Genomic DNA, 25,958 nt, shown 5'->3' with positions numbered 1-25,958 from the left:
TAAAAAGTCCGCTCAAGAACAATTTGAGTGGACTTTTTATATTAATATTTTTAAGTGAAGATTTTTAATTTGATGAATAAGTAGACAAGCCTGTGAATATAATCTATGGAAAATAACTATAGATGAAGAGTTTGATATACATATGAGGGGGGAATTTACTTATGGGATTAAAGGATTCACTTAAAGATTCTATGATATTATTAGTAGGAGCTACGGTAGTAGTATTAGGATGCTATTCAGATCTTAATAAAGAGGTTAGTTTAAATGTAGATGGACAAGAATATAAATATAATACATTTTCTAAAAATGTGACTGAATTCTTGCATAATAAAAAGATAGATGTTAATGAATGGAGTAAAATAGATCCACCGATGGATGCAGAGATTAAAGATGATATGAAGATCACTATTGATAATAGATTTTCAATTAATATAAAAGATGGAAAAAAAGAAAAAGAATATTTGGTTAATCAAGGAACATTGGAAAATACGTTGGAGTCTTGTAATATATCTCTAGGAGAAAAAGATATACTAAATAAAGAACTTGATGAACATGTAAAACCAGACGAGACTATAGAGATTGTGAGAATAGTAGAAAAGGAAGAAGTAGCATTAGAAGATATATCATATAATGTAAGTAGCATAAAAGATAGTAATTTATTAAAGGGGAATACAAAAATAGTCTCAAAAGGCCAATCAGGACAAAAAGAGGTTAAATACAGAGTAACTTATAAAGATGGAACTAAGATTTTGAAGGAAAAACTATCAGAGAATATAATCAAAGAACCTATAGATGAAGTTGTAAAAATAGGAACACTAGAAGCTGAGACTATATAAATATTTTAAATAGTTATTTTTAATAATTAAATTGTTAAAAATATAAATGAAGCTATGGAATATAAACCATAGCTTTAACTTATGGCTTGATAAAATCCTCTAAAAACCTTAAAATATAAAGATATAAGTTTCTAAAATAAACAAAAAGGTGAGTTTATAATGATAAAAGAGATAATAGTAGTAGAAGGTAGAGACGATGTAACGGCAGTTAAAAGAGCTCTTGATGCAGAGCTTATAACTACAGGTGGATTTGGCTTTCCAAAAGGAGTTATGGAACGTATTAAATCTGCTCAAGAAAGATGTGGAGTAATAATATTTACTGATCCTGACTTTGCAGGTGAAAAAATAAGAAAAAAGATAGCAGCAGAAGTGCCGGGATGTAAGCATGCTTTCTTGCCTAGAGAAGAGGCTAAGAAGGATGGAGATATAGGAATCGAAAATGCTACTCCAGAAAGTATAATAGCAGCGCTTAATAAAGTTAGAACGGAAAGTGTACAAAAAAGAGAAGAGTTTACACAAGTAGATTTAATAAGAAACGGTCTTATAGGAAATGAAGATGCATCAGTTAGACGTGATGAACTGGGTAAAATACTTGGAATAGGGTACGGAAATGCCAAGCAATTTTTAAACAGACTTAATAACTATGGTGTAAGTAGAGAAGAGTTTAATAAATCATTAGAAAGCTTATAAGATTATTAAAATATAAACAAAAGGAGAACTAAAATGGACAGACTTTCTTCGCATAGAGCGACCAAAGAAGTAGTACAAAAACATGGTTTTAAATTTTCAAAGTCTTTAGGACAAAACTTTTTAATAGACGATAACGTTATAGATAGAATATTAGAAGGGGCTAGACTTTCTGAAGGCGACCATATAATAGAGGTAGGTCCTGGAATAGGTACACTTACTCGTGAAATGGGAAAAGTAGCAGACAAGGTAGTTGCTATAGAAATAGATAAGACTTTAATACCAATATTAAAAGAAACTTTATCAGATCTTGAAAACGTAGAAGTAGTAAATCAAGATATACTTAAGGTAGATGTACAAGAATTAATAAAAGAGAAGTTAAATCATGGACCAGTTAAATTAGTAGCTAACCTTCCATACTATATAACTACTCCAATAGTTATGAAGTTTTTAGAAGAAGATATACCAGTAACTGATATAGTTGTAATGGTTCAAAAAGAAGTCGCAGATAGAATGAATGCAGGCCCAGGAACTAAGGACTATGGTGCATTATCTGTTGCAGTACAATATTACTGTGATACAGAAATAGTAGCTAAAGCTCCTAGACACATGTTTGTTCCTCAACCAAATGTAGACTCTACAGTTATAGGTCTTCATGTAAGAGAAGAAATAAAATATCCTGTAGATAATGAAGAAATATTCTTCAAAACAGTAAAGGCATCTTTCGGACAAAGAAGAAAGACTCTTTTAAATGCTCTAAGTGGATTAGGATTCTTAACTAAAGATGAGATAAGAGAAGTATTACAAGAAGCAAACATAGATGAAAAAAGAAGAGGAGAAACTCTTAGTATAGAAGAGTTTGCTACTCTTTCAAATAAAGTTAACGCAAAAGTACCTTCTAAATAGAAGGTACTTTTTTTATACGACTAAACATATACTATCTAGAGAACTTATGTTAAGGGGGGATTAGAGTGGGCTCTAAAAGAAAATTCAAGAGAGATTATATAATTCTTGAAGCAAAAGATGCAAACTTTAGATATAAAGAACGTGTCCTACCAAAGGCTTTTGCAAAAGTCGAGGTGAACGACGATAAATCTGTGGTAGCGCTATATGTAGAAAACCTTAAACATATGAGAGATGGATATAGAGTAGTAGCTATACAAAGTGATTATGAAACCATAGATTTAGGAAAGATTGTATTAAGTGAACAGGGAAAAGGTGAATTTGTTTTAGATCTGGAGAAGGATGATGTAGATATAAAGGGAGTTGCACTATTATATGAAAAAACTGTTCCGTTAATTGGATTTAAAGGCAGCAAAATAGATAATTATGAAGATATATTATTTATGGGGGAAGAAGACGAATATGTCGACATGGAAGATGAAGACGAATACGAGGAATATGAAGAGATAGAGTATATAGAAGTAGATGATGATGAATATGAAGACGGAGATGAATACGAAGAAATAGAATATATTGAAGTAGAAGAAGATGACGATGATTACGACTATGAAGATAATCATGATGAATATGAAGAAGATATTGAGGATGATAGAGAAGTAGAACCTGCAAGAAATGAATATTGTAGAGCAGAACAATATACAGAACCTAGACAAAATAAATTTACAAATACAAATAATGAACAAATAAATAAAGAAAAAGTAAATAGAGAAAAGGCTAAGCAAGTTCAATACAAACCTAAACAACCTCAATATTCTAGACAGCAGGCCACTCAAGAAATAGATCAACAATCAAGTTATCAAAGTTATCAAATGAACAATCACAACAATATGGAAAATAAAAAGACTCCAGGAGCATTATTAATGCCAAGACAAATTAAAAAAGGTCTAAAACACTTTAGAGAAGTAAAACCTTTTGTAGAGGATTATATTGATGACACTAGATGGTGGAAAATAGAGATAAATCCAGCAACAATATGTGGATATACAATGCCTTTCTTAGGATATGTTAATACTTTAAATTATACAATGTATAGCGATGCAATAATGAGCTCATACAAGTATAGACACTATTTATTTGGAGTTCAATACGATGAGTATAATAAGAGAAAAAACTATATCTATGCAGTACCTGGAAATAAAAATGAACAACCGGATAAAGGCCATACAGGGTTTACCGTATATCAACCTTGCGACAATAGAAATGATAGCCTAGGTTATTGGTTATGTTTTATAGATTCAAGAACAAGAAGAATAATAAAATAAATACTGAAACGTTTTCCCTATTGCTAATATTATGTAAATGACCTAAAATATAAATTGTAAGTATTTATAATATTGGAGGGGTCATTATGATAAATGAACAAAGAGTACTTAATGAATTTCTTGAGTTAGTTCAAATAGATAGTCCGACATCTAAAGAAGGAAAAATAGCTCAAGTATTAGTAGAAAAGCTAAAGGCAATAGGATGTCAAGTAACGATAGATGATGCTGCAGAAAAAACAGGAGCAGAAACTGGCAATGTAATAGCTACATTAAAAGGAAATAGAGAAGGCAAAAAATTATTATTCAGTTCTCACATGGATACAGTTAGCCCTGGTATAGGAGTAAAGCCTATAGTAGATGAGTCTAATGGAATAATAAAGAGTGATGGAACTACAGTACTAGGATCTGATGATAAGGCAGGAATAGCTGCTATATTAGAAGGTATGAGAACTATAAAAGAAAATAATATAAATCATGCAGATATCCAAGTGGTATTCTCTATATGGGAAGAAGGCGGACTTCGTGGAGCTAAATCTCTAGATTACTCTAAGTTAGACGTTGATTATGCTTTTGTTTTAGATAGTGGCGGCTCTCCAGGAGAAATAATAGTAAAGGCACCTGCACAAGATGCAATAAAAGTTAAGATAACAGGAAGACCAGCACATGCAGGTTTACAACCAGAAAATGGAATAAGTGCTATAATGGTAGCTGCTAAAGCTATAGAAAATATGAACTTATTAAGAATAGATGAAGAAACTACTGCTAATATAGGTGTAGTAAATGGTGGAATAGCTACAAACATAGTTATGCCAGAATTAGAAATATTAGCTGAGGCTAGAAGTTTAAAAGAAGATAAGTTGGATGCACAAACTAATCATATGGTAGAAACATTCAAAAAAGCTGCACAAGAGTTTGGTGCTGAAATAGACATACAAGTAGATAGAGCTTACACTCCACTAAATGTATCTGAAGATGAAGACATAGTTAAGCTTGCTAAAAAAGCTTTTGCAAACATGAACATAGAAGGATACACTGCATCTACAGGTGGAGGAAGTGATACTAATATCTTATCTAAGCATGGAATAAAAGCTGTAAATTTAGGTATAGGTATGAAAAAAGCTCATACATTAGAAGAGTATATTGCAATAGAAGATTTAATGAATTCTGCTAAAATGGTAGCAGAAATAATAAAAGAAGCTTAAAATAAAAATAAATCTATAATATTTTATAAATCGCCTAGCTAACGCTAGGTGATTTTTCATTTTAGGGCTAGTGATAATCTCTATTGAACGGAAAGTGTATCCATTTGCAGATAAGAATGATTTTTTTGTTTCAATATAGATTAGTATGAGTAATAATAAATAGGAATGAAATTTTAGGAGGGATAAATATGAAAACCAGGTATGAGGAAGCTAGTAAAGTTACCATACAGTCTATAGTGTGGAACTTTGTGTTAACTATAATAAAGGTAGTTGCAGGGATTTTGGGTAGATCTAATGCGATGGTAGCAGATGGGATACATTCAGCATCAGATATTATAAGTTCAGTTGGAGTTTTGATAGGGAATTATGTATCTTCTACACCTGGAGATAAGGAGCATAATTATGGTCATGAAAAAGCTGAAACTTTAGTATCTTTTTTACTGTCAATATTACTTATAGTTGTTTCGTTATCAATAGGTGCAAGTGCATTTAAATCTTTATTTAACTTAGACCAATTAGAGATACCTACAGCATTACCATTAATAGTTGCAATAATATCTATTTTAATAAAAGAATATCAGTATAGAATAACGATTAAAGTTGCTAACAAAATTAATTCACCAGCATTAAAAGCAGATGCATGGCATCATAGATCAGATGCTTTATCATCAATAGCTGCATTTGTAGGTATAGGAGGCTCGATGCTTGGATTTAAAGCATTAGACCCTATTGCATCTGTAGTAGTCGCTTTATTTGTTGCAAAGGTAGGTATAGATATATTAATAAGTTCTGTAAATGAACTTATGGACGTATCTATGGGTGAATATCAAGAATATGAGATAAAAAATATAGTAAGCAACACATTAGGAGTAATGAATTTAGGGGAGATGAAGACTAGAAAACATGGGGCTATGGCATATGTGGATTTAACAATATGTGTTGATGGAGCATTAACAGTAAGACAAGGTCATGACATAGCGAATAAGCTAGAAGAAGATATAATAAATAGCATGGAATTTGTAAAAGGAATTACAGTTCACGTAGAACCATGTAACAATTGCCCAGGAAATACTTGTTTTTAAGGATAAAAGTAATATAATTGTCTTATAAGATATTTTCCTAGGGGTGATTAAATGACTAAAAAAAGAAAATTAAAGAAAGAAGCTATAATTTTAATTGGGATAGTCGGTTTCTTTGTGATATACTTTATTGCTTTCAGTCAAGGTGTAAAGATGGAAGCAATACCAGAGCCTACACCTAATAAAACGAATTCTGAAGAAGAGTCACAAGTACCACTTATGACTCAGATTAAAAAGAACAAAAAGATATATTTATCAGATGAAGGAAATAAAAGTATAGAAGGTGTAAAAATAGAGGAAGGCTACTGGGAGGAAATAAAGTATTTTCTTAATGAATTCAGTGAAGTAAGATCAGTAGATTCATACTCTGCACTATACACTGGATACTCAGAGGACGGAGTTAGATTCTCAACAGATCTTAATTTCTTTAGAGTGTATACTGTTAATAAGGAAGAATACTACAAAGTACCTGTGTCAATGAAGCAAGAGTTTGAAAAGATTGTAAAAGAAAGTATGTACACATCTTTTGACTCAGTTAAGCAATATAAGACATGGGAAAATGTAACTATAGAGTATGGTGACAAAACTAAAAAAGTTAGTAAGTGGAAGTATGATGATTTGGCTTACAAGATGGTTTCTAAAAGAATGGTAGGTAAAGTTCAGCCAGAAAAGAGTAAAGAAAGAAGTGATTATAACTTTACAATTAAAATAAAAGGCAAAAACTATGAAACAACTGTAGAAACTATGGGGAAAGATTATGCAAAAGTAACTTCTCAAGGCGCTGATACTTATTATGAGGTTCATACCGGATTATTTGATTATATAAAGGCAGATATATTTAAAATAGAAGAAGATACTAAAGAAAATAAGTAAAAATAAAAAAGGATACCTTATGGAAGTAAAACTACCAAGGTATCCTTTTTTATTGAAATTATTATTTAAGCTTCAACTAATAAATCAGCAATTTGATAAACTGTACCTGCACCAGCTGTTATAACTAGATCGTTACTCTTAACATTTTGACGAAGGTATTCAGCTATATCTTCAAACTTACTTATGTATATAGCATCAACATTATTTTGATATAACTTTTCTACTAAGTCTTTTGAACTTATATCACCAGGATCATCTTCTCTAGCTGCATATATGTCAGTTATTATAACTTTATCAGCAGAGTAAAATGCATCTGAGAATTCATTTAAAAGAGCTCTAGTTCTAGTATACGTATGAGGTTGGAATATACACCATAACGTAGACTTCTTCATTTTCTTAGCAGCAGATAAAGTAGCCTTTAACTCTGTAGGGTGATGAGCATAGTCATCTATAACTAAAGTATCTTTGTAAGATCCTTTAACTTCGAACCTTCTACCAACACCATTATAAGCTTTTATATTTTTTCTTATAGTTTCTAATTCGATTTCTGAAACCACAGATGTAATTATAGCAGCAGTAGCGTTGTAGATATTATGAAGACCTGGTACTGAAAGCTCGAATGGTCCTAGATTTTCGCCTTTGTACTCTATTTCAAATATTCCATATCCGTTGTCATTAAAATCGATGTTCTTTATTACAGCATCATTACATAAATCTCTTCCATATTTTATAACATTAGCTTTAACATCATGTAAGATATCTGCTGTATTTTGGTCATCTCCATTGATTATAAAGTAACCATCTGGAGGAAGTAATTTACCAAACTTATTAAAAGAAGCCTTTATTTCATCTAGTCCAGAGAAATAATCAAGATGATCTTCTTCAATATTTAAAACTACAGAAATCTTAGGATTAAAGCTTAGGAAACTATCTACATATTCACAAGCCTCTGTAATGAAGTGGTCTGATTTACCTATCTTAACATTACCGCCTATAATACTTAGATTTCCTCCAACTAATATTGTTGGGTCTAATTCAGCATACTCAAAAATAGCAGAAAGCATAGAAGTTGTAGAAGTCTTACCGTGAGTTCCAGAAACTGCTATAGAATTCTTGTATTCTCTCATAATTTGACCTAAAAATGCTGCTCTGTTCATAACTAACTTATTTTGTTCCTTAGCAGCCATAAGCTCAGGATTATTAGGATGAACTGCTGCAGTATAAACAACCATATCTACTTTTTCTGATATATGACTAGCCTCATGACCAATGAAAATATCTGCGCCTTGAGATCTAAGCATATCTAGAAGGTATGATTCATTTGCATCTGAACCAGATACTTTATATCCTTTATTAATACATATTTCGGCTAAGGCGCTCATACTAATCCCGCCTATACCAATGAAATGAATATTCATAACAAAACCACCTTTCTTTTTTATTAAGCTCTACAATGTGAACTATATTTGTGGTATAATATAATAATGTTCAATATTTTATGAGTAATATACATATACTAGGCTATATATACAATATATTTAAAAAGAGAATAAAACATAACTAATATTATAGCATATTAAATATTGTTATGCATTACTTAGTTTGTAGGTAAACAGCCTAATCGTAGGAGGTGTTTTAGTGAAATTTAAGAGAACAGAAAGAATTGGGGCGATAGTAAAAATACTATCTGACAACCCAAATAAAATATTTACATTAAGTTATTTTACTAACCAATTTAATGCAGCCAAATCTACAATAAGTGAAGATTTACTAGTTGTTAAAAACGTATTTGAGAAATTATCTTTAGGAAGAGTAATAACTATATCAGGAGCAGCAGGTGGAGTTAAATACATACCAAAGACTTCAAAGGCAGAAAATGAAGAGTTCTTAATGGGATTATGTGAAAAAATAAGTGATCCATCTAGAATACTTTCAGGAGGATTCTTATATTTAATAGATTTAATTTATGACCCAAGTGTAGCTTCTAAGATAGGGAAAATATTTGCATCGAATATAGATTATGCAGAGGCGGATTATGTAGTAACTATGGAAACAAAAGGTATACCGATGGCTCTTATGACTGCTAAGGCTATGAACCTACCATTAGTTATAATAAGAAAAGATATAAAGGTGTCAGAAGGTCCTACATTAAGTATGACTTATGTTAGTGGAAATTCGAGCACAAAAGTTGAAAGTATGAGTTTACCTAGAAAAGCTCTAAAGCCAAACAGCAAAGTTATATTAATAGATGACTTTATGAGAGGTGGAGGAACTATTAAGGGAATGGTAGACCTTATGAATGAATTTGGAGCAGAAGTAATTGGTACGGGAGTCTTTATTTCTACTACAAATCCGACAGAAAAAATGGTGAAAGATTATATATCATTGATAGAATTAGATGTTAATGGTAATGAAATAATAGTAGAACCTAATTTAAAGACATTTAAAGATGAATATCAAAATGAAGATTTAGAAGTCGAGCATGAGATAGAAGATATAAGTGACGACGAAGAATAAAAATATAAAAAGTTACTAAATTTTCCAAAAAATAAGAAGGATATTAAAGAATGTCATAGAATTACTTATTAAAAGCAAAACTTATATTAGTAAATATAAATTAATTTTTGTCAAAATCAAAAGGGGGATATGGGGATATGAAGATTACTGACGTAAGAGTAAGAAAGATAACTGATGAGGGGAAAATGAAATGTATAGTTTCATTAACTTTCGATAATTTATTTGTAGTGCATGATATAAAAGTTATAGAAGGACACAATGGTCTATTTATAGCTATGCCAAGTAGAAAAGTAGGAGAAGGTAACTTCAGAGATATAGCTCATCCAATAAACGCAGAAATGAGACAAGTTTTAGAGGACTCTGTGCTAAAGGCATATCATGAAGCAGTTGCTCAATTAGAAGTAGCGGCAGAATAATTTTAAATATTAAAGAAACTTTGATTGAGCCGAACTATTCGGCTCTTTTTTATATTTAAAATCTTTATTAGATATGTACTTTTAATTTGAAAAGTGCTATATTAGTTAATGATGATGAAGATATTGTATACATAATGTAAAAAATTGACATAATATAGATTATAATAGATAAAAATTTATTGAATGGAGTGTAAAGATGAATTTTAAAGCTATAATCCTTGCTGCGGGCAAAGGAACAAGAATGAAATCAAAATACCCAAAAGTAGTTCATAAAGTATGTGGAAAAGAAATGGTGAATCATGTAATAGATGCATCTAAAAACTCAGGGGTTAAAGATATAGTTGCAATATTAGGACATGAATGTGACATAGTAAAAGAGAAATTACCAAAAGACGCTATGATAGCGATGCAAACAGAGCAGTTAGGAACTGGTCATGCAGTTATAATGGCGAAAGATTATATAAAAGATGAAGATACTATAGTAGTATTATGTGGAGACACTCCGTTAATAAAAGAGGAAACTTTAAAGAGGTTATTTGCTTACCATATAGAAAATGGATACCATGCTACAGTACTTACAACAAGTGTAGAAAATCCTACTGGATATGGTCGAATAATAAGAGATGAAGCTGGCGATTTACTTAAAATAGTAGAGCAAAAAGATGCTTCTGATGAAGAAAAATTAGCTAAAGAAATCAACTCAGGAATCTACTGTTTCAATGGGAAGAGCCTAAGAGAATCTTTAGATTTACTAGATAACAATAATGCTCAAGGTGAGTATTACTTAACTGATACTATAAAGATAATGAGAGATAAAGGTCACAAGGTTGGCGCTTATGAAGGTTCTACAATAGAAGAACTTATGGGTGTAAACTCTAGAGTGGAATTATCAAGAGCAGAACAAATAATGAAAGCAAGAATTAATGAGTCTCATATGGTAAATGGTGTAACTATAATCGATACAAATTCTACTTATATAGAGTCAGATGTCGAAATAGGAAACGACACTATAATAGAGCCTGGAGTTATGCTTAAAGGAAATACAAAAATAGGATCAAGCTGTGTAATAGGTATGAATTCTAGTATAACAAACTCAGAAATAGGAGATGCTACAGAAGTATTAAATTCAACAGTAATAGATAGTAAAGTTGGAGAGAATACAACAGTAGGTCCTTATGCATACTTAAGACCAAAGAGTAACATAGGAAACAATGTAAAAATAGGAGATTTCGTAGAAGTGAAAAATGCTACTATAGAAGATAACTCTAAAGCATCACATCTTTCGTATATAGGAGATGCTCATGTAGGAAAAGATGTAAACATAGGATGTGGAGTAGTATTTGTAAATTACGATGGAAAAAATAAATTTAAATCTGTAGTAAAAGATGGAGCATTTATAGGATCTAATTCTAACTTAGTTTCACCAGTAACAGTAGAAGAAAAAGGATATGTAGCTACAGGATCTACAATAACTGACAATGTACCTGAAGGAGCACTAGCAGTAGCTAGACAAAGACAGGTAATAAAAGAAGGTTGGGTAGAAAAGAAAAACGCAAAAGACTCAAAGAAATAATACCTTAGTTTGTTATTTTAGGCTGATAAGACTAGCTTAAAAATCATCAATAAATTATAATAGTTTTAAAATTTTCGGGAGGATTACAATGAATACTAGCGGAAGCGAAATCAAAATACTTGCAGGAAACTCATCTCTAGAGTTAGCTACAAAAATAGCTGATCATATAGGAGTGCCATTAGCAGACTGTCAAGTGGGAACATTTAGTGATGGCGAAATATGTTTAAACATGAATGAGACAGTAAGAGGTTGTGATGTGTTTGTAGTTCAATCAACAAACAGTCCAGTAAATGATAATTTAATGGAATTATTAATAATGATAGATGCATTAAAGAGAGCATCTGCAGGTAGAATAACAGCTGTTATACCTTACTACGGATATGCAAGACAAGATAGAAAAGCTAAATCAAGAGATCCAATCACAGCTAAGTTAGTTGCTAACTTAATAACTGCAGCTGGAGCAGACAGAGTATTAACTATGGATTTACATGCTGCACAGATACAAGGATACTTTGATATACCACTAGATCACTTACAAGGTGGAACTATATTAGCAGATTACTTCAACGAAAAGAACATAGAAGATTTAGTAGTAGTATCTCCTGACTTAGGAAGTGTTACTAGATCTAGAAAGTTCGCAAATTCTTTAGACGGTGAAGTGCCAATAGCTATAATAGACAAGAGAAGACCTAAGGCTAACGTATGTGAAGTAATGAACATAATAGGTGATGTTAAAGGTAAGAATGTTATATTATTAGACGATATGATAGATACTGCTGGAACTATAGTAAATGCAGCTAATGCACTTAAAGAATTCGGTGCTAAAGATGTTTACGCTTGTTGTACTCACGGAGTATTATCAGGTCCTGCTATAGAAAGAATAGAAGCTTCAGCTATAAGTGAGTTAATAGTACTTGATACTATACAACTTCCGGAAGAAAAGAAAATTGATAAGATAAAAGTTATGACTGTAGCTCCTTTATTTGGGAATGCTATAAAGAAGATATTCTCTAACGAGTCTGTTAGTGTATTATTCTAATTAGAAATTTATGATCTCTACAATATAATTTATATTGTAGAGATTTTTTATTTATATGATTTTATAATATTAAATTATACTTTAGTATATTTAGTAATGGATAATATTGACAAATTAGATTCTACTAAAGTATAATTTAAATAGATTTGAAACGAAGAAATACATTCTTTATTTGGGCGCTTGGAATGTATGGAGTTAGTAGCGCAACCGGCGACTATATTCAATTAATATTGAATTATAGTCATTTTTTATGCTCAAAAACGATTTAATAAGGATAAAAAAGGTATATATATTACTGATTAGTTAAGGGAGGGGTCATGAAAAAGAATAAAGGATTTACACTAGTGGAATTATTAGTAGTTATAGCAATTATAGGAATACTAGCAGTAGTAGCAGTGCCAGCTTTATTTAAAAATATTAATAAGGCTAAAATGGTAGAATTTAAAAGTGATATGCAAGCATTTAATACATCTGCAGTTGTATTTTACTCAGAACATAATAGATTACCTAAGGATAAGAATGAATTAGCGGAAAATATGGAAGATATGCCAACTACCACACCATTTACTTCTAGAGTAAGAAGTAAACAATATATAATCCAACCTATATATTCTCAACAAGTAGATGTAGATGGGAATCCGGTTTTAGATCAAAATGGTAAACCAGTGGATGATGAGAGTAAGTTGACGGAATTAAGAATCGGATTAGAAGCTAATAATAATGTAATAAGTAGAAGTTACTTTGATAATGATGAAGAACTAGCATCTAAGTGGCGTGTTGTGACAACAGATCCTAGTATACAAGACAATATATATGGAGTATATTTAACTATATTTGCTCCGAAGTAATAAAAATATTATAAATATATAAAAGGGGAAATTTGTATGAAAAAGAAAAATCAAAAAGGATTTACGCTAGTAGAGTTATTAGTGGTAATAGCAATAATAGGAATACTAGCTGTGGTGGCAGTTCCTGCACTATTTAAAAACATAAATAAAGCGAAAGTGGCAGATTTACAAGCGGACTATAGTGCATTTAAGAGTGCATCACTATCATATTACACAGATAAAAATGATTATCCAGATATAGATACTATAGCTGAATATATGGAAAGTGTACCTGGTAAATCGCCATTAGCTACAGACGGAGAGTATACAATAGAAACTGTAACTGTAGACGCTCAAGTAGGAAAAGAAGGCTCAGAATCATTAGCATTAGTAGCGACAGAAAATAAAATAAGCGAAGATCAAGCTGATAAGTTAATAAAAGAATTTGGTGTTGTTGTGGGTACAGTAACTGGAGAAGCAGATAGTCGTAAATTTGAAAAAGGAACAAAAGAGAGTCTTACAGATGAAAGTTCGGATATAGCATTACTTTTAATAAAGAACACAGAATCAATACCAGCATTATCTGAAGAATAATAATATAAATATGTAAATATTAAAAAGGAGCATAAATAAATGAAAAATAAAAATCAAAAAGGATTTACACTAGTAGAATTATTAGTAGTAATAGCAATTATAGGGATACTAGCAGTAGTAGCAGTACCAGCATTATTTAAAAATATAAATAAGGCAAAAGCAGCAGATTTACTAGCAGACTATAATGCATTTAAAAGTGCAACATTATCATATTATTCAGATACAAATGACTATCCACAAGGTTTAACAGGGCTAGTATCACCTAATGAATCTAAAGATTTAGATGAATATATGGAATCTGTACCGACTGATTCACCTTTTGGAGGTAAGTATGGTAAAGTTGATAATGATGATTTAACAGACGGAGCGAAGTTCCAAATAACATTTACTGCATCACAAACAATATCTGCAGATATAGAAACTAAATTACTAACTGACTCAAATAATGCTATAAAAATAGAGGGCAATAAAGTTACTATGACTATAATAAAAAATTAATAAATATTTAATATGCAAATAGCTATATTTACAATATAAATATAGCTATTTTCATATGCAGATTATACATTATATAATGCAACAAATAAAATAAAACAATGATATAATTATTTAGAAAAGAGGTGAAAAAATGTCACAAAAAGTAAGAATAGGAGATAAACTAGTTGAAAGTGGATACATATCCAACGATCAGCTAGAAAGAGCTTTATCCCTACAAAGAGGTACAGGAAAAAGAATCGGAGAAACATTAATAGAGCAAGGTCTAATAAGTGCAGAATCATTAACCTTAGTACTTACAGAACTTTTAAATATAGAAAGTGTATTATTAACACCATCAATAATAGATTCAAGAGCAACAAATTTAATACCAGAAAATATATGTAAAAGATACACAGTATTCCCATTTAAATTAGAAAATAACAACCTATCAGTAGCAATGGCAGACCCACAAGACAGAGTAGCCATGCAAGATATACGTCGTATATCAGGAAAAAATATAATACCATACATAGCAAGTATGGGTGAGATAAACCAAGCCATAGATGGATCTTATTCAAGTGCAGATTTAAACAAAGCAATTAACGAGTATGTACAAACTAAAAAAGAAAGTGCTCATGATGAGATAAATTTAGATGATGATATCAATGCAGCGCCAATAGTAAGACTAGTACATAGTGTAATGGAAAGTGCAGTTAGAATTAAAGCCAGTGATATACATATAGAACAAGATGGCGATTTTATGAGAATTAGATTTAGAGTAGATGGATTACTTAGAGAACATATGAAAACAAGTGCCAAGCCATATAAAGCAGTAGTTAGTCGTATAAAAATTATGGCTGGTCTTAATATATCTGAAAAAAGGCTTCCACAAGATGGAAGAATTATTCAAAGTATAGATAATAAAAGTATAGACTTTAGAGTATCAACAATGCCAACTAGTAAAGATGAAAAGGTAGTTATGAGGGTACTTGATAAAGCTAGTTTTATGGTTGGTAAACATGGTCTAGGTTTAAATGATAATAATATCAAAACATACGATGAATTATTATCGAAACCATATGGACTTATATTAGTTGTTGGACCGACTGGAAGTGGTAAAACAACTACATTATATTCAATGCTTAATCAACTAAATAGTATAGAGCAAAATATACTAACAATAGAAGATCCGATAGAATATGAATTGGAAGGTATAAATCAATCTCAAATAAATGTCAAAGCAGGTCTTGATTTTGCTAATGCATTGAGAGCATTTATGCGTCAAGATCCAGATATTATAATGGTTGGAGAAATAAGAGATTTAAACACAGCAGAAATTGCGATAAGAGCATCTTTAACAGGTCACTTGGTTTTAAGTACACTTCATGCCAATACCGCAGTAGGTGCGATATCAAGACTTATAGATATGAACGTACCAAGTTATTTAATTACATCGTCTGTAATAGGTGTTGTATCTCAGCGTTTAGTTAGAAAATTATGTGATGATTGTAAAGAAGAATACAGTGCTGAAATTGGAGAAAAGCAAGTTTTAGGATATTCTTCAGACGAAGAGCTTACATTATATAGACCATCAGGTTGTCCTAGATGTGGTAATCAAGGATATAAAGGAAGAGTAGGAGTTTATGAATTTCTTACATTAGATAAAGAAATAAGAAATTTAATAAATAGCAAAGCTAAAGAAGATGAAATATTAGACAAAGCTAAATCTCATGGAATGAGAGTTTTAAAAGATGATGCAGTAGAAAAAGTTTTAGAAGGAACTACGACAATAGAAGAAATGTTAAAGGTAACATTCACAGCTCAGTAAGAGGTGGTTAGATGAAAAATTACAAATATACAGCATTAATGTTAAGTGGTAAAAAAACAAAAGGCATTATAACTGCTAATGATTTTAATGATGCTAGGCGTAAATTAAAAGAAAAGAAAATAAGAGTATTAGAAATCAAAGAACATAAAGAAAATTCTTTACTTAGGAACAAGAAAACATCAAAAAAGAAGCTTAGATCAGATACAATAAGTCACTTTTGCAGACAATATGGGATTATAATTTCATCAGGAATAAATAGTATAACAGGGCTAGAAAGTTTAGCTAAGAGGTCAGGGAATAAAATTTTATCAGAAGAGATAATGAGATTAGTGAATGATATAAAATCAGGATCAACACTTGCAGACTCTATGCTTGATGATAAATCAAAGTTTCCGAAATTGCTATCAGCAATGGTTGCAACAGGAGAAGCAACAGGGACACTAGAAGAAGTATTAAAGAGTATGGCTACGTTTTATGAAAGAGAACATAGAATAACTCAAAAAATAAAGAACGCTTCTACTTATCCGATTATAGTTGGTGTAGTAAGTTTTGCTATGCTATTTATATTTACTAGTTTTATAATGCCACAGATGATGGAATCTATTATAGAAGTTGGGGCTACAATGCCACCTTTAAGTAAGCTTATCATGAATATAGGTATATTTATGAAAACATATTGGTATGTAGTTTTATTAGCAATAGTACTTGGATTTATACTACTTAAGAAATATATAAAAACGCCTGTAGGTAGACACAATAAAGATGTTTTAGTTACAAAGATACCTTTGCTTAACAAAGGGATCAATGCCATTATATCAATGAGATTTTCTAAGGCGCTTTATCTATTCGTATCAACGGGATTCCCTTTACTTCAAGGGTTGGATTATATAAGAGAGAGTTTAAATAACTCAATAGCAGAAAAAGCAGTACAAGAAGCAAAAGAGGGTGTTATAAGAGGAGAGGCTCTAGCAGACAACCTTGAAAAATCAGGATATTTTGACCCAGTGCTTATACAGATGCTATCTATAGGAGAACAAACAGGTCAATTAGAAAATATAAGTGATCAAATGTCAGAGTTTTATGAACATGAGTCAGAAATATATCTAAATAGAATGGTATCAATGATAGAACCAATTATGATAGTAATGGTTGGTGTAATGGTAGCATTTTTAGTGATAGGTGTATTCTTACCAATGATAAGTATTTATGACGCTATTTAGGAGGAAATATACAAATGAGTAAACTTTATATATCCTACTATGGAGACTTTGTTTCTGTAGTTGATGGATATTATAAGAAAGATAAATTTATTATAGATGATGTATATTTTTTATCATCAGATGACATAGAATCAAATTTTACAGATAAATATAATTTATTAAAACACGCTCTTAAGAAAAATCAATCAAAAGCTAAAAGCGCTGTTTTATGTTTAAATACGCAAGATGTAATTGTTAAATCTAATAAAATTAATAAGATAGACCCCAAAGACTTAGATTCAATTATGTCTATGGAAATAGATGAGATGATCTCTCTTGAAAGAGAAGAATACACTTTCTCATATGAAGTAATAAGAGAATTTACTGAACAAGGTGAAGACTATTTAGATTTAATATTAGCTGGTTTATATACTAAGGAAGTAGAAACTATAATAGATATTTTTACAGAGAATAATTTAAAACTTGAGTGTATAGATATATTACCAGCAGCGTATTCCAGAGTATTAAAAGAGATTGAGTATACTGATATTATGATTGTTGATACTGGAGACTATAGTACTGCTATAGAAATATATAAAGAAGATTCTCTTTATATTCACGATAATGTACCAGTTAGATTAGGTCAAAATGCACAGGAATATGACTATATGAGACTAGTTGACGAAGCTAATGGTCTAATGAATTATTATTCATCAAGAAACTTTGGTAAGATAGTAGATACTATTTTAATAGTTGGTAAGTATGCACATAATGAAGAAGTAAGAAGAAACTTCTCTAAACTATTCGGTAGTGAAATAATACCAGGTATAGAAAATCTATATGATATATATACAGATATAAAAGGTGATATTCAGAGTAATGAGCTAAATATGATAGTTGAGACTATAGGATGCATGTTAAGAGAAGTAAAAAAACATCAATACTATAGAATGAACTTATTACCAACAGAAATGAAGAAGCAAGAAGAAAGAAATAAACAATTATTAAAAACTCTAAAAGTAATTCCAATAGTACTGGTAATACTTTATATACCAATACTTTCATTAACTATGATGAAAAAATTGACTGATGACAAATTGAACGAAGTTAACAGTCATATAGAGCAAATTAAAGAGGATCATAAACAAATTAGTGATATAGATAATAAGATTAGATTAAAACAAGAAGAAATAGAGATATATGATATGCTTATAAAAAAAGAACCTAGATGGGGAGATATTCTTACATCTATAGATAAAAATATTCCGTATAAAGTTTTCTTAGAAAATCTAAGTTTAAGTTATGTGCCGCAAGAATCAAATGTGCAAGAAAGCACAGATAATAGTGGTAATGCAGATATTACATCTGATAATGGACAAAATCAAACTGAAGATAGTTCATCAGAGAATAAAGAAACTCCAATCTATGATAAAATACCTAATCTTATAATCATGAGTGGAACTGTAGCTACTCCAAGCGATGCTGGTAAATTTGTATATAACCTAAAATCATTGCCATACTTTGAAGAAGTTAAGTTCCCAGGAATAACGGAGAAAGTATCTGGAGATGAGAAAAATAAAAAAACTTCCTATAGTTTTAGTATAACGGCTAAATTGAAGGAGGGAATAGTAACTAATGAATAAAGACACAAAAGATCCTAGTAAATCTATAAAAGGGAAAAAAAGTATACTAGAAACAGATATAAAGGACCTATTTAATGATGATATCTTTAAGAAAGAAGTAAGTACTAAAGGTATATTTATTTCAATAGGTGTGGTTTTAGTTTTAGGTTTATATGGATATTTTCTTATATATCCTAAATTTAATGAATTTAGTTCATCTAAAAATAATTTAGAAAGCGCTGTAAGTGAATTAAATAAATATCAACAAGAGCTAGAAGAACTACCAATAAAGAAAGAACGATTAGATGATTTAACGAATGAAGCTAAGATAAAAAGCCAAAAACTAAGTCATGATATGGAAGATGGTTTATTTTTAATAGGGCTTGATAAGATTATAAAAAGTCTAGATATAAGATTACTTAGCTATCAGATATCTGATAGTGTAGATTATACTAATTTCTATGCTATACCAATGTCATTAAGTGTAGAAGGTGACTATAGAAGGGTGAGAGAGTTAGTTGATTATTTAGAAGAACAAAAAAACATAACTCAGGTAATGGACTATAGTATGAGTGCAAAAATGACAGAAATAAAAAATGAAACTTCTAAAAGGGTATATTGGACTAGAGAAGATACCAAATACCATTTAGATAAAGGTTGTAGTAGTATGCCTGAAGGGAATGTTCTATATGGAACATCAAGTCAAAGTGGAGGTAGACAACCAGATCCAGACTGTGTAGGAGATATATCTAATACAATAGAGGTAGAAGTAACTTCAAATGCGAGTGGAGATATATCTGCTAATATTAACTTTATTGTATATAGCTCAGATAGAGATATTATTAAATTAGATACAGATAACCCGTCAACTTGGAAACCGGGTAAATATAATCCATTCCAGGATACATTGAACTAGAATATAGTGTATATAAAATATAAATTGCATCTTATAGCTGAAATCTATTAAGATGCAATTTATTTATAAGTAGTATTTTAATTAACGTAATTAATTAGTAGCGTTAGGAAGTGAATTACATTGAAAAGAAATAAAGGATTTACTTTATTAGAGGTTTTAGTATCTTTAGCGATAATTATATCAATAATGTTTGCATTTTTTAAAGTATATAACAGTTCTATAAGAGTTAATACAAAAAATGATAGAGATATAAAAGCATTAAATTTAGCTCAAAGTGAATTAGAGAATCTAAGAAGTCAAATAAAAAACTTAAAAAGGTCAGAGGAAGATAAAAAAATAGAAATAAATATAGGTGAGAAACAAATTGATATAGACAGCTTAAATAAAACCACTGTTACTTATGAAAAAAACTATACAGATGAAGATGATATGAAAGAACGTGTATATAAAATAAATCTTACCTTAGAAAAGTCTAATGTAACTAATCAAATATATATGTTTAATATAGACATAGATATAAAATTAAAAGATGAATATTTTAGCAAAAGGAAGACCGAGCTATCAACATCTATACTGAGTAACAATATTAATGATGAGGGTCAATCGTCACCAACTCCACCTGAAGAAGAACCTAATTTTAAAGATGGAGTTTCATTTATAAGGTATCAAAATTCCAATTTAGTACGTGGATATGATATATCAAATTTAAATGATGTAAGAAGTTTCCAAACAAATAATGCTAATATAAAAAAAATAAAGATATTTTTTAAAAAAAAGATAGAAGGAAATAAAGAATATATAGATATCTATGTAAAAATAAACGATATAGATAATGAAATAAGGGTTGGAGATCAACAGTCATTTAAAGATAAGAATTATTATCCATGTAAATCGATTAGATTTGATGTGAATACATGGAATGGTGGTAATGTAAATACTATATTAAAAGACATAAAAATAAATGGTAAATTAGTTAAAACTGAAATTTCGTCAACTGAAAGTAGATATTATGATTTTAATCTGGATGAATCAGGAGATTTTGAATTAGAATTTGATATAGTTTCAAATACTGAATCAAATTCATATTTCACAGTTATATTTGGAAAATAGGATTAAAGAAAGGTGAGGGATAATGAATATATTTAGTTTATTAGAGATAGCAGTAGAGCTGGGAGCATCAGATGTACATATAACGGTAAACTGTCCGCCAAGAGCAAGGATAAAAGGTAAATTTGTTAACCTTAGAGAAGAAAATTTAACTTCTCAAGATACAGAAGATATGTCTAGAGAAATAACAACACCTAAAAACTTTAAGAGATTGCAAGAACATGGAGAAGTAGATTTTTCTATTGCACTTGATAATGGAGATAGGTTTAGAGTTAATGCATATAGGCAAAGAGGGTATTATGCAATAGCAATAAGAACAATCACAGCCACTATACCAACATTTCAAGCATTAGGGCTACCAGATGTTATAGCTACATTTGCAGAAAAGCATAAGGGATTGGTACTAGTTACAGGTCCAACAGGGAGTGGTAAGAGTACAACTTTAGCAAGTTTGATAGATATAATAAATACAAATAAGGAAAGACATATAATAACATTAGAAGATCCAATAGAATATGTACATAACCATAAAAAAAGTATAGTAAATCAAAGGGAAGTTGGAAGCGATACAGAAAGCTTTAATTCAGCTCTTAGAGCAACTCTTCGTCAGGATCCAGATGTTATTTTAGTTGGAGAGATGAGAGATCCTGAGACTGTTTCTATAGCTTTAACGGCTGCGGAAACAGGACATTTAGTATTTTCGACATTACATACAATCGGATCAGCTAAAACTATAGACAGAATAGTAAATATGTTTCCGGCAGAGCAACAGCAACAAATAAGAACTCAGTTATCTACAGTTTGTGAAGGTATAGTGTCACAACAATTAATACCAACAATTGATGGTAGAAATAGAGTGGCTGCACTTGAAGTTATGATAACAACACCTGCTATAAGGAATTTAGTAAGGGAAAACAAAACATATCAAATACAAAATATAATACAAACAGGATCTAAATTAGGTATGCAGTCTATGGATCAAGAGTTAGCAAACTTATATAGACAAGGTAAAATATCAAGAGAAAGTGTCCTTAGTAGATGCTCTGATTATGAATATACATCAAGGTTAGTCGGAATCAATAATTATTAGCAGATAGTGAGGTGTTTACTATAAAAGATAAATTAGATAATAAAAAAGGATTTACTTTATTAGAAGTGATTATTTCTATATCAATAATCACAATAATAATGCTAATTGGATATAGGATATTAAACAATAATATAAAACATACTAAAAACCAAAGTACAATAACACAAGGTCAACAGTCAGCAAATTTAATTAATAGATATTTGAATAGTGACTTAGAGCACAGTAAAAAAGTTAGTTTTAGTAGTGATGGTAACGATGGTTATATGTATAATATAGAGACGAATGATAATAGAAGTATTAAATATATAGTTAAAAAAAACAATGGTAAATATAGTTTAATAAGAGAAGAGGATGAAAGTGCATTTGACTTAGTACAAAACTATAAAGATTTCAATATGGATAAACCATTTTCTATAAATTTAGATGATGATTTATACAAAGTATCAATTGCTACTGGATACCAGGATAATTATACATTTGATATATATAACAAAGTGAGTAAGCCAGTATTTGTAGAGGAAATATATAATCTGGATATAGTATTAGAATCGGAAAAAGATAGAAATGAAGCCAAAATTACAGTAGGAAATGATGTTATTGTAGTAGGTCCTCTCAAAGATGTTTTTAAATTTTTAGAAATTAAACTAGATTTTGAAAACAGCAAGATTAATATAAGAGAACCTTATGGATCTAATGTTTGGGAATGGGAATTTGAGCCTATAAGTATAAAAAAACTTAAAGATAAATACGTAAAATCTTCCATAATTAAATTTGTTAGTGAAGGAGACCTTGTTGTAAAATTAGGGAATGTAGATATAAAAGGTAAATATAATGAAGAATTAATCGAAAATAATTATAGCGATGATAAAGGGCCTGTTTTTTATTTGAAAAAGGATAAAGAAATATCATATATAGTGTTTAAATTAGACATGGACGATAAAACAACAGTTATTTTCGAATAAAATTAAATTTATCTAGTAGAGAGGATAAAGTAAATGTGTAAAAAATTAAATTCAAATAAAGGATCTATCTCAGTATTAACATTATTTATTTTAGCTTTAACTATACTATTTATAGGGCTCATTTCAAATCAAATATTAAATCAAATAAAAACAAATAAGAATACGGAATCATATATGGAAAATAAATATTTAGCTGAAGCTGGTATTGAGCAAGGAATAGCTACATATATAAAAAAGTATTGAAATCAATGGTATTATCTCAGATGATATTAATAAATTTAATGGCCTAAATATAATAAAACAATATTTACTACAAGCTAAGTATATAAATAATAATAACGGGATTATAGAGGATACGATAGATAATATTATATCTAATATAGATCAACAAATAAATTCAAATAAAGTAAATCTAGAAACTATAAAAGGTTTGATAGAAAATCTTCTTAATCTAGAAAGCTTGCACTCTAATAATGCTGAAAAGAAGCTTGTCAAAAATGAAATATTAATAGCTCATTCTTATTTATTGAATATGATGGATCCGAATAAAACATCAATATCTAATATTAAGTACATAATAGAAAGATTAAACTCTAATATAGATTCATCAAAGATGGATGTAGATGATAGTTATAAAATGTCTGATAGTGAGACTAGTGTAGATAATTACTTAGGAGATTTAAAAAATAAGTTGCTAGATGTTGGTAATAAATTGAACTCTATAGAGCAAAACCCCTCAGATATTAGTAATATTAAAAATCTAGAGGAAAGTATAGTTAATCTAAAAGAATATATTGAAATAACGAGAAGAATAACTCAAGTAAAAGACTATAGTATTTTAGATAAGACATCAATGGAAAATAAATATGGTAATCGTAAAGATGATAATTTAATGGATATAGTATTAAATAGAGTAATTACAATAAATATAGAATTAGAGCTTATAAATGAGTATATGCAAGATATGATAGATTCAATGAATAAAAGTGTATATTCTGATAATAAGTTATACTTACATATTAGATATAACCAGGCTGATAATAAATTATATGAAATAGAAACTATATATAGTGATTTTATATATGACATACTAAGTGTAAAAAAAGAATCAAATACACAATATGAGATTACTCAAAAAGGAGCATATATTAAAATACCAATAATAGTTGATAGTGTATCAGATAAATATAAGTTACAAGCTAAAGTAGAGATAGTAGTTAAAAATATATTATCAGAAGATAATTACACTATAGATTATGAAATAATAAGTTGGAAAAAGAAATAGCATAGGTAGGTGATATGTAGAAATGGAATACATTATGATGATATATATGTATATAATAGGAACTATATTTGGAAGTTTTTTCAATGTATGTATTTTTAGAATACCAAATAACCAATCGATATCTAATCCACCATCACACTGTTACAATTGCAATAACAGACTAAAGCCACTAGATCTTGTGCCAATACTAAGCTGGGTATTTCTAAAAGGACGATGTAGATACTGTGGAGAAAAAATATCTCCAAGATATGCACTAGTAGAGTTGCTAACAGGAGTATTATTTGTATTAGTATATAATGTTTATGGATTAAATATTATAACGTTATACTATCTAATTTTAGTATCATTACTTGTAGTAATAACATTCATAGATATAGATCACTATATAATACCAAATGGTTTAATAATATTTGGGTCAATATTTGGAGTATTATTCAGCCTAATGGGTCAAGGTATAGAACTAAAAGATAGCATATTAGGAGCTATAATCTCTGGAGGAGGTATGTTCCTCCTAATATATCTAATAGAACTAATAGTAAAAAAAGAAGTGATGGGTGGAGGAGATATAAAGCTATTTGCGATGATCGGATTATTTCTAGGTGTTGAGGGTGGATTGTTAACAATATTACTAAGCATATATGTAGGAGCAATTTATGGAGTAGGAATAATATTGTATAGTAAAGCAAAAAAGAAAGACTATAACTCAGTGATACCATATGGACCCTTTATATCAGTTGGATCGATTATAGTTATACTGTATGGTGATAATATAATAAATTGGTATCTGAATATGTTCTCTTAAGATCTAAATGAGATAGTCTATATAAAGATTATCTTATTTTTATTTACAAAGAAATTAATTTAAGATTTACAAAAAAACATACATATATGATATAACAATAGTTAATGGTATAATTATTTAAGGTACAATTTTTCTAATGATTATAAATTTTAGAACTGGTTATATAAAATACATTATATATAAAATATTTATTTTTGACATAATAATATAAAACACTAAGGAGGGCACTATGTACGTAGTAGTAGGTCTGGGAAACCCAGGAAAACAATATGATAAAACAAGACACAACGTTGGATTTGATGTTATAGATATTTTAGCGAAGGAATATGGCATAAGCGTGACGAAGATTAAACATAAGGCTTTAATTGGAGAAGGAAGAGTAGGCACTGAAAAAGTCCTATTAGTTAAGCCTCAAACTTACATGAATTTAAGTGGAGAAACATTAATAGATATATATAAATACTATAAGGTAGATTTGAGCAATATAATAGTAATATACGATGATATAGACTTAGATGTAGGAAAGATAAGAATCAGAAAAAAAGGTAGTGGAGGAACTCATAATGGTATGAGATCTATTACTAAGTGCCTAGGCTCTACTGACTTCCCAAGAGTAAGAGTAGGAGTTTCTAAACCTACGCCAGGACAAGACTTAGCGGACTTTGTACTATCAAGATTTAGAAAAGAAGAAAATGATAGTGTAGAAGAAGGATTAGATAAGGCATATCGTGCAGTAGATGCTATTATAAGAGAAAATATAGATATATCTATGAATAAATATAACGGATAGTGAAAGGGAGAT

At 29.8% G+C, this 25,958-nt stretch carries 26 protein-coding genes and 1 riboswitch; of the genes, 25 read left to right on the top strand and 1 reads right to left on the bottom strand.

Annotated elements, in window-relative coordinates; genetic code table 11:
- Positions 1-161: 161 nt before the first annotated feature.
- The 7 genes from CHL78_RS12575 (at position 162) to CHL78_RS12550 (ending at position 6,902) form a co-directional block, all read left to right on the top strand.
- Positions 162-836, top strand: a complete 675-nt coding sequence (locus CHL78_RS12575; RefSeq protein ID WP_094369578.1) for a G5 domain-containing protein — start codon at positions 162-164, stop codon at positions 834-836.
- Between the two features lie 159 nt (positions 837-995).
- Positions 996-1,526 (top strand): ribonuclease M5, encoded by a 531-nt coding sequence (gene rnmV, locus CHL78_RS12570; protein ID WP_094369579.1) that lies wholly within the window; start codon positions 996-998, stop codon positions 1,524-1,526.
- Positions 1,527-1,559: 33 nt separating this feature from the next.
- Positions 1,560-2,429 (top strand): 16S rRNA (adenine(1518)-N(6)/adenine(1519)-N(6))-dimethyltransferase RsmA, encoded by an 870-nt coding sequence (gene rsmA / locus CHL78_RS12565; RefSeq protein WP_094369580.1) that lies wholly within the window; start codon positions 1,560-1,562, stop codon positions 2,427-2,429.
- A gap of 65 nt (positions 2,430-2,494) precedes the next feature.
- Positions 2,495-3,748 carry a hypothetical protein gene (locus tag CHL78_RS20795; RefSeq protein WP_094369581.1) on the top strand — a complete coding sequence of 418 codons (1,254 nt, stop codon included), beginning with the start codon at positions 2,495-2,497 and terminating at the stop codon, positions 3,746-3,748.
- An 86-nt stretch (positions 3,749-3,834) separates the two neighbouring features.
- Positions 3,835-4,950, top strand: a complete 1,116-nt coding sequence (locus CHL78_RS12560; RefSeq protein ID WP_094369582.1) for a M20/M25/M40 family metallo-hydrolase — start codon at positions 3,835-3,837, stop codon at positions 4,948-4,950.
- Positions 4,951-5,138: 188 nt separating this feature from the next.
- The gene (locus CHL78_RS12555; protein WP_094369583.1) at positions 5,139-6,032 is read left to right on the top strand and encodes a cation diffusion facilitator family transporter; all 894 of its coding nucleotides are present in this window, start codon (positions 5,139-5,141) and stop codon (positions 6,030-6,032) included.
- Between the two features lie 51 nt (positions 6,033-6,083).
- On the top strand, positions 6,084-6,902 hold the full coding sequence (locus tag CHL78_RS12550) for a hypothetical protein (protein WP_094369584.1): 819 nt from the start codon (positions 6,084-6,086) through the stop codon (positions 6,900-6,902).
- 65 nt (positions 6,903-6,967) lie between these two features.
- Here CHL78_RS12550 and murC read toward each other — a convergent pair whose 3' ends face one another.
- Positions 6,968-8,320 carry a UDP-N-acetylmuramate--L-alanine ligase gene (murC, locus tag CHL78_RS12545; RefSeq protein WP_094369585.1) on the bottom strand — a complete coding sequence of 451 codons (1,353 nt, stop codon included), beginning with the start codon at positions 8,318-8,320 and terminating at the stop codon, positions 6,968-6,970.
- 220 nt (positions 8,321-8,540) lie between these two features.
- On the opposite strand from murC, the gene purR reads away from it, so the two are divergent.
- The 18 genes from purR to pth all read left to right on the top strand — a co-directional run bounded on the left by purR (position 8,541) and on the right by pth (position 25,946).
- Positions 8,541-9,419 carry a pur operon repressor gene (purR, locus tag CHL78_RS12540; protein ID WP_094369586.1) on the top strand — a complete coding sequence of 293 codons (879 nt, stop codon included), beginning with the start codon at positions 8,541-8,543 and terminating at the stop codon, positions 9,417-9,419.
- 137 nt (positions 9,420-9,556) lie between these two features.
- The gene (gene spoVG / locus CHL78_RS12535; protein WP_094369587.1) at positions 9,557-9,835 is read left to right on the top strand and encodes a septation regulator SpoVG; all 279 of its coding nucleotides are present in this window, start codon (positions 9,557-9,559) and stop codon (positions 9,833-9,835) included.
- Between the two features lie 196 nt (positions 9,836-10,031).
- Positions 10,032-11,408, top strand: coding sequence for a bifunctional UDP-N-acetylglucosamine diphosphorylase/glucosamine-1-phosphate N-acetyltransferase GlmU (glmU, locus tag CHL78_RS12530; protein ID WP_094369588.1), 1,377 nt, complete (start codon positions 10,032-10,034; stop codon positions 11,406-11,408).
- Positions 11,409-11,496: 88 nt separating this feature from the next.
- Positions 11,497-12,447, top strand: a complete 951-nt coding sequence (locus tag CHL78_RS12525) for a ribose-phosphate diphosphokinase (protein ID WP_094369589.1) — start codon at positions 11,497-11,499, stop codon at positions 12,445-12,447.
- 138 nt (positions 12,448-12,585) lie between these two features.
- Positions 12,586-12,669: riboswitch (cyclic di-GMP riboswitch) on the top strand.
- A 95-nt stretch (positions 12,670-12,764) separates the two neighbouring features.
- Positions 12,765-13,295, top strand: coding sequence for a type II secretion system protein (locus CHL78_RS12520; RefSeq protein WP_094369590.1), 531 nt, complete (start codon positions 12,765-12,767; stop codon positions 13,293-13,295).
- Positions 13,296-13,331: 36 nt separating this feature from the next.
- On the top strand, positions 13,332-13,868 hold the full coding sequence (locus CHL78_RS21155) for a type II secretion system protein (protein ID WP_243446434.1): 537 nt from the start codon (positions 13,332-13,334) through the stop codon (positions 13,866-13,868).
- Between the two features lie 39 nt (positions 13,869-13,907).
- The gene (locus CHL78_RS12510) at positions 13,908-14,366 is read left to right on the top strand and encodes a type II secretion system protein (protein ID WP_094369591.1); all 459 of its coding nucleotides are present in this window, start codon (positions 13,908-13,910) and stop codon (positions 14,364-14,366) included.
- Between the two features lie 130 nt (positions 14,367-14,496).
- Positions 14,497-16,173 (top strand): GspE/PulE family protein, encoded by a 1,677-nt coding sequence (locus CHL78_RS12505; RefSeq protein ID WP_094369592.1) that lies wholly within the window; start codon positions 14,497-14,499, stop codon positions 16,171-16,173.
- 11 nt (positions 16,174-16,184) lie between these two features.
- Positions 16,185-17,393 carry a type II secretion system F family protein gene (locus tag CHL78_RS12500; protein ID WP_094369593.1) on the top strand — a complete coding sequence of 403 codons (1,209 nt, stop codon included), beginning with the start codon at positions 16,185-16,187 and terminating at the stop codon, positions 17,391-17,393.
- Positions 17,394-17,407: 14 nt separating this feature from the next.
- Positions 17,408-19,015 (top strand): pilus assembly protein PilM, encoded by a 1,608-nt coding sequence (gene pilM, locus CHL78_RS12495; RefSeq protein ID WP_094369594.1) that lies wholly within the window; start codon positions 17,408-17,410, stop codon positions 19,013-19,015.
- Complete coding sequence (gene pilO / locus CHL78_RS12490; RefSeq protein WP_094369595.1) at positions 19,008-19,910, top strand: type 4a pilus biogenesis protein PilO; 903 nt, start codon at positions 19,008-19,010, stop codon at positions 19,908-19,910. The genes pilM and pilO overlap by 8 nt, the downstream gene beginning before the upstream one ends.
- A 120-nt stretch (positions 19,911-20,030) precedes the next feature.
- Positions 20,031-21,020 carry a type IV pilus modification PilV family protein gene (locus CHL78_RS12485; RefSeq protein WP_158540696.1) on the top strand — a complete coding sequence of 330 codons (990 nt, stop codon included), beginning with the start codon at positions 20,031-20,033 and terminating at the stop codon, positions 21,018-21,020.
- Positions 21,021-21,042: 22 nt separating this feature from the next.
- Entirely contained in the window at positions 21,043-22,107 is a 1,065-nt protein-coding gene (locus CHL78_RS12480) for a type IV pilus twitching motility protein PilT (protein ID WP_094369597.1), read from the top strand.
- Positions 22,108-22,118: 11 nt separating this feature from the next.
- Positions 22,119-23,069, top strand: a complete 951-nt coding sequence (locus CHL78_RS12475; protein WP_094369598.1) for a prepilin-type N-terminal cleavage/methylation domain-containing protein — start codon at positions 22,119-22,121, stop codon at positions 23,067-23,069.
- Positions 23,070-23,102: 33 nt separating this feature from the next.
- Positions 23,103-23,312: a hypothetical protein gene (locus tag CHL78_RS12470; RefSeq protein WP_094369599.1), complete on the top strand. Its 210-nt coding sequence runs from the start codon at positions 23,103-23,105 to the stop codon at positions 23,310-23,312.
- A gap of 187 nt (positions 23,313-23,499) precedes the next feature.
- Positions 23,500-24,354 carry a hypothetical protein gene (locus CHL78_RS12465; RefSeq protein ID WP_094369600.1) on the top strand — a complete coding sequence of 285 codons (855 nt, stop codon included), beginning with the start codon at positions 23,500-23,502 and terminating at the stop codon, positions 24,352-24,354.
- Between the two features lie 22 nt (positions 24,355-24,376).
- Positions 24,377-25,156, top strand: a complete 780-nt coding sequence (locus tag CHL78_RS12460) for a prepilin peptidase (protein ID WP_094369601.1) — start codon at positions 24,377-24,379, stop codon at positions 25,154-25,156.
- A 229-nt stretch (positions 25,157-25,385) separates the two neighbouring features.
- Positions 25,386-25,946: an aminoacyl-tRNA hydrolase gene (gene pth / locus CHL78_RS12455; protein ID WP_094369602.1), complete on the top strand. Its 561-nt coding sequence runs from the start codon at positions 25,386-25,388 to the stop codon at positions 25,944-25,946.
- Positions 25,947-25,958 lie beyond the last annotated feature (12 nt).

The sequence above is a fragment of the Romboutsia weinsteinii genome (genome assembly GCF_002250835.2).
Classification (GTDB): Bacteria; Bacillota; Clostridia; order Peptostreptococcales; family Peptostreptococcaceae; genus Romboutsia_A; species Romboutsia_A weinsteinii.
Note: the sequence above shows the minus strand (reverse complement) of the source record. Positions and strands in the feature narration are given on the sequence as shown.